At 69.3% G+C, this 9,633-nt stretch carries 9 protein-coding genes; 6 read left to right on the forward strand and 3 right to left on the reverse strand.

Annotated elements, in window-relative coordinates; all coding sequences use genetic code 11:
- Positions 1–81: 81 nt before the first annotated feature.
- From OID54_RS35675 to OID54_RS35685, 3 genes are read left to right on the forward strand one after another with little or no spacing between them, the layout of a single operon-like run.
- A complete protein-coding gene (locus OID54_RS35675) occupies positions 82–942 on the forward strand; it encodes a DUF6039 family protein (protein ID WP_329026528.1) in 861 nt (286 codons plus the stop codon).
- Positions 902–3,205 carry an ACP S-malonyltransferase gene (fabD, locus tag OID54_RS35680; protein ID WP_329026530.1) on the forward strand — a complete coding sequence of 768 codons (2,304 nt, stop codon included), beginning with the start codon at positions 902–904 and terminating at the stop codon, positions 3,203–3,205. The genes OID54_RS35675 and fabD overlap by 41 nt, the downstream gene beginning before the upstream one ends.
- Positions 3,206–3,237: 32 nt before the next feature.
- Positions 3,238–4,146, forward strand: a complete 909-nt coding sequence (locus OID54_RS35685; protein WP_329026532.1) for a DUF6039 family protein — start codon at positions 3,238–3,240, stop codon at positions 4,144–4,146.
- A 73-nt stretch (positions 4,147–4,219) separates the two neighbouring features.
- On the opposite strand, the gene OID54_RS35690 is transcribed toward OID54_RS35685, so the two are convergent.
- Positions 4,220–4,582 (reverse strand): VOC family protein, encoded by a 363-nt coding sequence (locus OID54_RS35690; RefSeq protein ID WP_329026533.1) that lies wholly within the window; start codon positions 4,580–4,582, stop codon positions 4,220–4,222.
- Between the two features lie 160 nt (positions 4,583–4,742).
- On the opposite strand from OID54_RS35690, the gene OID54_RS35695 reads away from it, so the two are divergent.
- Positions 4,743–5,453, forward strand: coding sequence for a PIG-L deacetylase family protein (locus OID54_RS35695; protein ID WP_329026535.1), 711 nt, complete (start codon positions 4,743–4,745; stop codon positions 5,451–5,453).
- A gap of 38 nt (positions 5,454–5,491) precedes the next feature.
- Here the strand turns inward: OID54_RS35695 and OID54_RS35700 are convergent, their stop codons facing one another.
- The gene (locus OID54_RS35700) at positions 5,492–6,241 is read right to left on the reverse strand and encodes a class I SAM-dependent methyltransferase (RefSeq protein WP_329026536.1); all 750 of its coding nucleotides are present in this window, start codon (positions 6,239–6,241) and stop codon (positions 5,492–5,494) included.
- Positions 6,238–7,539, reverse strand: coding sequence for an alpha/beta fold hydrolase (locus OID54_RS35705; RefSeq protein ID WP_329026537.1), 1,302 nt, complete (start codon positions 7,537–7,539; stop codon positions 6,238–6,240). The genes OID54_RS35700 and OID54_RS35705 overlap by 4 nt, the downstream gene beginning before the upstream one ends.
- Positions 7,540–7,664: 125 nt before the next feature.
- On the opposite strand from OID54_RS35705, the gene OID54_RS35710 reads away from it, so the two are divergent.
- Positions 7,665–7,910 (forward strand): phosphopantetheine-binding protein, encoded by a 246-nt coding sequence (locus OID54_RS35710; RefSeq protein ID WP_329026538.1) that lies wholly within the window; start codon positions 7,665–7,667, stop codon positions 7,908–7,910.
- A gap of 4 nt (positions 7,911–7,914) precedes the next feature.
- Positions 7,915–9,540, forward strand: coding sequence for an AMP-binding protein (locus OID54_RS35715; RefSeq protein ID WP_329026540.1), 1,626 nt, complete (start codon positions 7,915–7,917; stop codon positions 9,538–9,540).
- Positions 9,541–9,633 lie beyond the last annotated feature (93 nt).

A 9,633-nucleotide genomic window follows, 5' to 3' on the forward strand; every position in this document is an offset into this window, starting at 1 on the left:
ACTGCGCAAAACTGTGCGTCGCCGCGATCCCCGCTCCTCCTAGTGTCGGCTTATCAAAGCCCATGAGGAGCGGAGGTCGCGGTGAACGACATTATGAAACCGGCCAGCCACCAGGTCGACAGGCCCGAAAAGGAACTGCTGCACTCGGGTAATGCGGGTTTCATCATCTCGCGCTACGCACATTTCAAGCCCGGGCATGAGCAAGAGGGTCTCAATTTCGTTTCCGAGGTCCTCAACCACATGAACAAGGCCGACCTCAACGGAATGACGTTCTTCTTTTTCCAAAAGGCATTCGGCGACCAGGCCAAGCACCACTGGTTCATCAACATGAAGAGCCCGGCCGACTACGCGGCCAGCCTGGAGATGGTCGACCACGACGAGACCACCAAGATCCTGCTGGAGGACGACGTCGTCGCCGACGACCGTGGCTTCGGCAGCTGGGGCAACGCCGTCGTGCAGGGCAGCATCACCGAGGACATCCTCGTACCCCAGCACGGCCTGGACTACGGCGAGGACCACACCCACGAGGCATGGGTCCCGGAGGCGTGGCGACAGACCTCGGTGCCCCCGGAGGAGCAGCTCAACTCCGCCAACGCAGCCCTGATGGTGCACCGCGTCGCCTACGCCCGGTACCCCACCCGCAAGGAGGCGCGCTACTACGCCTTCGCCTGGCAGAACTACGTCAACGAGAATCTGCGGGGCAAGGTCACCGCGTACCTCTACGAGGAGACCTTCGGCGCCATGGACCGGCTGCACATGCTGATCCACCTCGCCTCGTACGAGGCGTGGGAGGAACTGCGTAACCTGCCGCACCGCGACCCGCAGTTCCGCAAGCTGCTGGAGCGCGAGATGATCAGCCCGGAGAAGGGTGGCGGCACCGGAGCGCAGGCATTCGTGCCCGGTGGAGTCACCGACACCCTCCTCGTCCCGCGCCAGCTCTGACGCCGTGCGCGCGCTGCTCTTCGCCGGGCAGGGCAGTCAGCGCCGGGGCATGGGAGCCGAAGTCTTCGACGCCTTCCCCGAGCACTGCGCCCTCGCCGACGACATCCTCGGCTACTCGATCAGGGACCTGTGCCTCCATGACGAAGGCGATCGACTTCGGCGGACCCGGTACGCCCAACCCGCCCTCTTCACCGTCCATGCGCTCACCCACCTGGCACAGCGCGCCGAACACCCCGAGCCCGACGTGGTCGCCGGGCACAGCCTGGGTGAGTTCAACGCGCTGGTGGTGGCGGGCGTGCTGGACTTCGCCACCGGACTGCGCCTGGTCGCCGAACGGGCACGGCTCATGGGCGAGGCCGACGGCGGCGCCATGGCCGCGGTCATCGGCCTCGGCGTCAGCGACGTGGCAGAAGTCCTCGCCGCGTCCGGTCGGGACGACGTCGAGATCGCCAACGACAACTCGCCGACCCAGGTGGTGATCTCCGGCACGCCCGACGGCGTGTCGACGATCACCGGCCTGCTGACCTCGGGTGGCGGCACGGTCAGATGTGTCCCGCTGCCGGTCAGCGCCGCGTTCCACTCCCGGGACATGGCGCCGGCCGCCGACCGCTTTGCCGCGCTGCTCGCCGAGGTGACGCTGGGCCCACCAAGGCTCCCGGTGATCGCGAACGTGACGGCCCGGCCCTACCCGACCGGGGAGCCAGTGGCGGCGCTCCTCGGCCGACAGATGCGCTCCCGGGTGCGGTGGGGCGAGTCCATGACCCATCTCCTGGAGTCCGGCGTGGACGAGATCTGGGAGATCGGCCGGGGGCGAACGCTCACGGGCTTCTGGCGCGAAGCGGTCGCGGCTCATGGGAAACGTGCGGGAACTCGTCCGGAACCGATCCTTCCGGAGCCCGTGGCCCCACGGGTGCAACCGGCCGGGCGGCCCGGTACGGAACTTGGTTCGGCGCGGTTCCGGCAGGTCTACCGCACCCGCCACGCCTATGTGGCCGGGTCGATGTACCAGGGCATCGCCTCCACCGACATGGTGATCCGACTGGCCGAGGCCGGACTGTTCGGCTTCTTCGGCACCGGTGGCCTCTCCCTCGCCGAGGTGCGCACGGCGCTGGACGACATCGAACGACGGCTGCCGGTCGGCGCCGCGTACGGAATGAACCTCCTGCACGACATGACGGACGGAGCGTTGGAACGGGCCACCGTCGAGCTCTATCTGCAGCGCGGGGTGCGGTTCGTCGAGGCCGCCGCCTTCACCCGGGTCACCGCGCCCCTGGTGCTCTTCCGGGCCAAGGGTGCCCATCGCGACGGCGCCGGCCGCCCGATGGCTGCACACCAGGTGCTCGCCAAGGTGTCCCGACCGGAGGTCGCGCGGCAGTTCCTCGCCCCGCCGGCACCGGAGCTCCTCACCCGGCTGCTCGCCGAACGCGCGCTGACCGAAGAGGAGGCGGCGATCGCTGCGGAACTACCGGTCGCATCCGATCTCTGCGTGGAGTCCGACTCGGGCGGCCACACGGATGGAGGAGTCGCGCTCGCCCTGCTGCCCACCATGCTCCGGCTGCGGGAGAGCATTTCGCCGCGTGGAGGGGAACCGGTGCGGGTCGGCGCCGCCGGCGGGATCGGCACCCCGGAGGCGGTCGCGGCCTGTGTGCTGCTCGGTGCCGACTTCGTGCTCACCGGCAGCATCAACCAGTGCAGTCCACAGGCGGGCACCTCCGACCTGGTGAAGGACCTGCTCGCCGGACTCGATGTCCAGGACGTCACCTACGCCCCCGCGGGCGACCTCTTCGAGATCGGCTCGCGCGTACAGGTCGTACGACGGGGCACGATGTTCGCCGCCCGCGCCAACCAGCTCCACGAGCTGTACCGCCGTCACCCCGGCCTGGAGCACATCGACCGCAAGACCCTCACCACGCTCGAACGCACCTGCTTCCGACAGCCGTTGACCCAGGTCTGGGAGCACGTGGTTCGGCACTACCGCGACACCGGCCGGCCGGAGCTCATCCGAGACGCCGAGCGCGACCCGAAACGGAAGATGGCGCTCGTCTTCAAGTGGTACTTCGCCGAATCGACCCGGCTGGCCCGTGACGGCGTCAAGGAGAACGCGGCCAATGTGCAGATCCACTGCGGGCCCGCGATGGGTGCCTTCAACCACCTGGTGGAGGGAACCGCACTGGAGTCCTGGCGGCGGCGCGATGTCGACGCCATCGCGGACCTGTTGATGACCGGCGCCGCCGAAGTCCTCGCCACGGCCGGCGCCCGCTGACCGACACATCCCCGGACCAAGGGAAGAAGACCATGGACGACTCCCTGCCCACCGCCACGACAGCCCAGCACCAGGTGCGCACCCCCTCGGACAAGACGCTCGACACGGCCTCCGCCGAGGTCGTCCTGTGGCGCACCGGTCAGATCCGGGCCGGCCACGGCCCCCGCGCCCGAGCACAGACCCGAGCACTTGCGGACGACTTCAACGAGCGGAACGAAGGCGTCGCCACCGCGTTCAGCTACGAGGACGGCTTCGGGACCCGGGGCCGGTTGCACTGGCTGATCCATCTGCGCTCCTTCCAGGACTACACCGCACTCACCCAGCGCGCCGGCGACCGGGGGAGCGGTGTATTCGGGCGCGCCGCGGGCGAGGACGACGGATGGGAGGAGCTGTTCGAGCCGGGCAGCGTGCAGGAGACCGTTTTGCTGCCGCACCGCTGGGGCATCTTCGGCACCGCCACGGAAGCCATGGCGAAGCCGGAGATGAGCCCGATCGAGAGGGTCGACGGCCGAGCCCGGTTTCAGTTGCTGCCGGCTGCCCAGCAGACGTCGCTACCGGTCGCGGACCTGATAACGAGCGGTTCGGCCGGGCTGCTCATGCACCGCACCGCCCGATTGAACTACGGCTATCGCGCTGAGGCCCGGGTGCTCGCACGCACCCTCGCCGAGACGTACAACCTCAACGCCAAGGGCAGGACCACGGTCTTGTTGTTCGAGGAGGCATTCGGTCAGATGGACCGGATCCACTTCTTCATCCACATGGCGGACATCCAGGCGTACCAGGAGTTGATGGCCCTGGACGCCAGCCCGGACCCGAGCGCGCCCCGGGCGTCCTACATCCAGGAGTGGATTTCGCCCGAGCGCGGCGGCGGGACCTGGGACAAGATCGTCGTTCAGGACAGCACGCTCGACAGCCTGCTGGTGCCCCGGATCTTCGGCTGACCTTCCGTCCCACGACGGCCGAGTCCCCCGTTCGCGCGTGCGGCGAACGGGGGACTCGGCCGTCAGGCCACGATCAGCCCATCGTGGTGATGCAGAACGGATAGCCGGATGGGTCGAGGAGGACCGTCCACTTCCCCGCGCCGGGCTGCACCTCCGGCTTGCTGGCGCCGAGCGCCACCAGTTCGGCCTCGGCCTTGTCGAGGTCCGCGACGCTGAAGTCGATGTGCACGCGGTTCGTCGCGTTCGGCCACGTCGGAGCCTCAAATCCATCAGACTTGACGAATCCGAGGCGCATGCCGTTCTGGCCGGCCAGATAGGCCGCAGACTCGCTGCTGAAGATCTTCTGCCACCCGGTCACCTGGGCGTAGAACTCCGCCAGTGATTCTGGGTTGGGGCAATTTAACGTCACGGCCCCGGGCTCGGCAATCGCTGCCATGATCCACCTTTCACGAAAGTTAATTCTGGGCGGTTACGCCCACGCACAGTCTTTCACATGTGACGATATGGAGTGGGCAGCTCCACGATTTGCTCCCACAGGCCCGCCGACAGCGCACTATTGAGCGGTCGTCACCAATTCTCGGCCGTACCGTCGGATCATGAGTGAGAATTTGGAACGCATGCCCGATGACTGGGGAAGCGCGCTCGTCCTGGCCGCCCATCCGGACGACGTCGAGTTCGGCTCCGCCGGCGCCGTCGCAGTGTGGACCCGGGGGGGCCACACCGTCTCCTATCTGCTGGCCACCCGCGGTGAAGCCGGGATCGACACCCTGCCGCCCGCGGAGGCGGCGAAGGTCCGCGAGGCCGAGCAACGTGAGGCGGCTGCCCGGGTCGGCGTCAGCGACGTCGAGTTCCTCGACCACCCGGACGGCGCCGTGCGCGCGGGCGAAGCGCTGCGGAGCGATCTGGTGGCGGCGATCCGTCGACGCCGACCCCAACTGGTGGTCGTCTTCAACCACCACCAGCGCACCGGCACCGGACGCTGGAACGCCCCCGACCACCGCGAGTTCGGCCAATGCGCACTGGACGCGCTGATGGACGCCGGGAACCGGTGGATCCTTCCGTCGGCGGGTGAGCCCTGGTCGGTGCAGTACATCGCCGTGGCGAACGCTCCCGAGCCCACCCACGCCGTGGACATCTCCACCGGTCTGGACGCGGCGGTTGCCTCGTTGGCGGCGCACAAGACCTATCTCCAGGCGCTCGGCTACAGCCAGGAAGCCGTGCGTCCCGCGGTCACCGGACAGGCGCAGGCCGTCGGTGCCCGCTTCGGTGGTGTGCCGGCGGTGGCATTCGAGATGATCCCCTGCTGATCGGACCCGCCCGGGGGCCACCGCCGACACGGTGGCCCTCACACCTGCTTCTGTGCCACGGTCAACCAGCACGACCACGCCTGTCGGCGCACCCGTTGGGGCTCCGGCAGGGCGTACAACTGCTTCAGGATCGGTTCGACGACCTCGGCCGCCCGCTCAGGCGCCAGTCGCTGGAGGAAGGGCACCTGCCGGTTGACGATCAGGGCGATGAAGGTCTCGGGGCTCATCCCGCTCTCGTACTCCGGCTCCAGACCCTGCTGGCACATCTGTAGCCCGGCCACCTCGGCGGCAGTCCGCACTGCGGCCGGCTCGTCCGGCCTCGCCGGTTGCATCCCCTGTACCTGACGCAGAATCAACACCAGGTCATCGGAGTCGGCCACCGGGTCTCCGTGCCGCACCACCACGCGTCCGCCTGGCCGGAGCACCCGCGCCGCCTCGGACAGCGCCGACGCCATGTCAGGCATCAGGTGCAACGCATGCACGTACACCACATTGTCCTGCGAGGCGTCCTCGAACGGAAGCGCCATCCCATCGCCGAGCAAGAGCTCGCCGTCGAAGCGCTTGGCGGCGACCTCCAGCATCGGCTGGGACACGTCCACGCCCCGCACGGTGTGACCGAGCGCGGCCAGACCCGCCGCCACCACACCGGTACCGACCCCCACTTCGAGCACCGAGCCCGGTGCGAGGTGCGGTGAGATCGTGGCCGCGGTCATATGTCCGCGCCCCTCCCCTCCGCGGGCCGCGTCGTAGGTCGCGGCGAGCTTGTCGAACTTCACTGACTGGGTCATGGCGTCACTCCCTCGTTGATGGATTTCTGGACGGCTGTTGGGGACACGTCCGCGACCGGCGCTCCCCAGACGATCTCCCTCGGTGCGGCGATCGGACCACCGGCCGCTTCATGGGCCGGATCGTGGGTCGGATCGTCGAAGAAGGCCGCGCACACCGCGGCCACCACCTCCGGACGATCGAGCATGCTGTAGTGCGTCGCGCCGACGAGTTCGCCGTGCCGCCCGGAGAGCAGTGGCAGCAGCGCCCGTGGCGGTTCGGGAGCGGCGACCCGGTCGAGTCCCGCCGCCAACGACAACAGCGGTGGGACGCTCGCACCCGGGCCCGGTAGCTCGCGCCGCCACAGCTCGGACAGTTGATGGCTGTAGTTGACCAGGGCATTGGCATCCCGGAAGGGGCGGCGCAGGACGCTCGCCAACCCGGGCGGTGTCCGGGCCAGCACTTCGACGGCCGCCAGGCGTTCGTCCACGGGGAGCGGAACGACGGCCCCCGCGCCGGCGAGCATCCTCAACGCCCTTGACGCGCGCTCAGGCCGGGCCACGACGGAGGCGCACACCGCGGCCAGGTCACGTTCGTAGCGGGAGGCCGCGTCCGCTCCTGCCCGCGGGTACGACCCGTTCAGCAGCACTGCCGCACGGACCGCACCGGGCCGTCGGTACGCGTACTCCAATGCCACCTGAGCACCCGAACACCAGCCGATGACATCGCATGAGCGCACCCCTTCGGCGTGCAACACGGCGTCGACGTCGGCCAACTGACCGGCCAGTGTCCAGGGTCGCCCCGACGGATCGCGCTCCCCGGCGTCCCACATCGCCACCCGCCGACCAGGCAGCAACCGTTCCGCGAGCGGGTACCAGACCTCGTCGGTGTGACCCAACGCGGTCACCAGCACCAGCAAAGGACCCTGCCCGCAGACCCGGTAGTGCACACTGCGTCCCTCGTGCCGGGCGGTCCGCCGATCCATCGCTCGGGCCAGATGCGCGGCCCGCGCGGCACGCAGGGCGGTGCGCCGGTCCTGGTCGTGCCGCCACCGCGCCCATCCACCGGCCAGTTCACTGCCGGGGACCGATCCCGTTGGGTCGCACCTTCTGCGGTCCACCAGCTCGTCGACCGCGGTGAACTCCTGCGCGGCGGTGGTGAGCAGCCGCGCCCCGAACGCATCGGCCACCGCCGCCACCGCCCCCACCGGGGGTGCACTCACCCGCAGTGGACGCGTTGTGAAGTAGTCGGGCGCCCTGCGCGTCACCTCCGCGAACGTGCGGTGCACGGCTGACAGGAACGACTCGATGCTCTCGGGCATGCTCCTCCAACGGTCGAGGACGAGCATGATCCGGCCGCCGAAGCCGTGCTGCTCAGTAGTGAGCGGCGCCGTTGGGCGCGCGCCGCTTCGCTGGGCGTGTCATCGAGTGGAAGGGCGTCGTAGTAATGATCACGTACGAGAGCCTGGAACAGATCCTGCGCGCCCAACTCCCCGCGCTGGAAAACGAAGATCCGGTCCCCAAGGACCTACAGCTGGCCACCGTGGGACTGGATTCGGTCGGGTCGGTCGTCCTGATGGACACCCTGGAGGACATCCTCGGAGTGACCTTTCCCGACGAGGACATCGCTCCCGCCACCTTCGACACCCCGGGCTCGCTGTGGGCGGTCCTCGACCGGCTGACCAGTGGCTGACCCGGTGCCCGCCGATGCAACCCTCCTCGACCAGTGGTTCGACCGGGGGCTTGCGATCGCTCCCGACGGGCCGGCCCTCAGCGTGGGTCGGCGCACCCTGACGTACCGCGCCCTGGACGAGGAGACATCGGCACTCGCCGGACCGCTCGCCGCTGCGGGACGCCGCAGGGTCGGCATCCTGGCCGCCAAGAGCGTGACCGCGTACGCCGGCTTCCTCGCCGCCCTGCGGGCCGGCGCCTGTGCCGTTCCACTGGCCCCGGACGCGCCGACGGAACGGCTCCGGGCCGTGGCCGAAGCCGCCCGTATCGACGCACTCGTGGTCGATGCCACGGGCACCGCCGGCCTGCCCGCACTGCTGCCGCTGCTCGATCCCGAAGCGATCATCGCCACCGATCTGACCGATCTCCCGCCAGGAGTGCCGATCCGCAGGCCGGGATCGCCCGGCCCGCTGAGCACACCCCCGCGCTGCTCGCACGACCTGGCCTATCTGATGTTCACCTCGGGCAGCACCGGAGTGCCCAAAGGGGTACCGATCCGCCATCGCAACATCAGCGCCTACGTGGGCGCCGCACTCGCACGCCACACCCTCGGACCCGGCGACCGGTTCAGCCAGATCTATGAGCTCACCTTCGACCTGTCGATGAGCGAACTCTTCCTGGCCTGGGGATCCGGCGGCTGTCTGTGCGCACTCAACCGGCTCCAGGCGCTTGCCCCAGCGCGGCTGGCGGGCCAGCGGATCACGGTGTGGCACGCCACCCCGAGCCTCGCCGCCTCGCTGCGCATCGCCGGACGGCTGCTCCCCGGCTGTCTCCCGGACGTCCGAACGACGATCTTCTGCGGCGAACCGCTCACCACCGGCACCGCACGTGCATGGCGCCGAGCCGCCCCCGGCTCGCTCATCGACAACCTGTACGGGCCGACCGAAGCGAGCGTGGCCTGCACCGGACACATCTGGGAGGACCACGACGACCACGACGCCCGGGGCGATGGTGAGAACAAGGCGAATCTTGTGGATAGGGGAGACAGGGGCATCACGGGGAGCGAGAACGACCAAGTCGACTCGTCCGCCGACACCGTCGTTTCGATCGGTGAGCCCCTGCCCGGTGTCCGTATCCTCGTCGTCGATGAGACGGGCGCACCGGCCGAAACCGGCGAACTCTGTCTGAGCGGTGAGCAGGTGTTCACCGGATATCTGGATCCGGCCGAGGACGAGGGCCGCTTCCTCGACCACGGCGGACACCGTTGGTACCGCACCGGAGACCTGGTGCGCCGGGGGCCGCGGGGGCTCGCCCACCTCGGCCGCACCGACACCCAGCTCAAGATCCAGGGCTATCGGGTCGAGACGGCGGAGGTCGGCAACGCCCTGCGTGCCGCCGCGCCCGGCGCCGAGGTGGCAGTCCTCGCTGTTGCAGGTGACAGCGGACCGCAACTGGTCGCCTGTCTCATGGGTGGGCCGCCCGTCGCACAGGCCGATGTCCTACGCAGGGCGGCCCGTCGCCTCCCCGCCTACATGCTGCCCCGCCTGCTCTGGTGGGTGCCGCAGCCGATCCTCAACGCCAACGGCAAGGTCGATCGACCGTACCTGCGCCGAGTCGCCGAACGACGGCTGGCGTCCATGCAGTCTTCGTGACACTGGTCCGCTCAGATCTGAGCGGGCACCAGCGCAGCCGCCGATCATGCTGAGCCGGTCCGGGCCACACCGGATCGCGCACGGGAGGTAGTC

The sequence above is a fragment of the Streptomyces sp. NBC_00690 genome (assembly GCF_036226685.1).
Classification (GTDB): domain Bacteria; phylum Actinomycetota; class Actinomycetes; order Streptomycetales; family Streptomycetaceae; genus Streptomyces.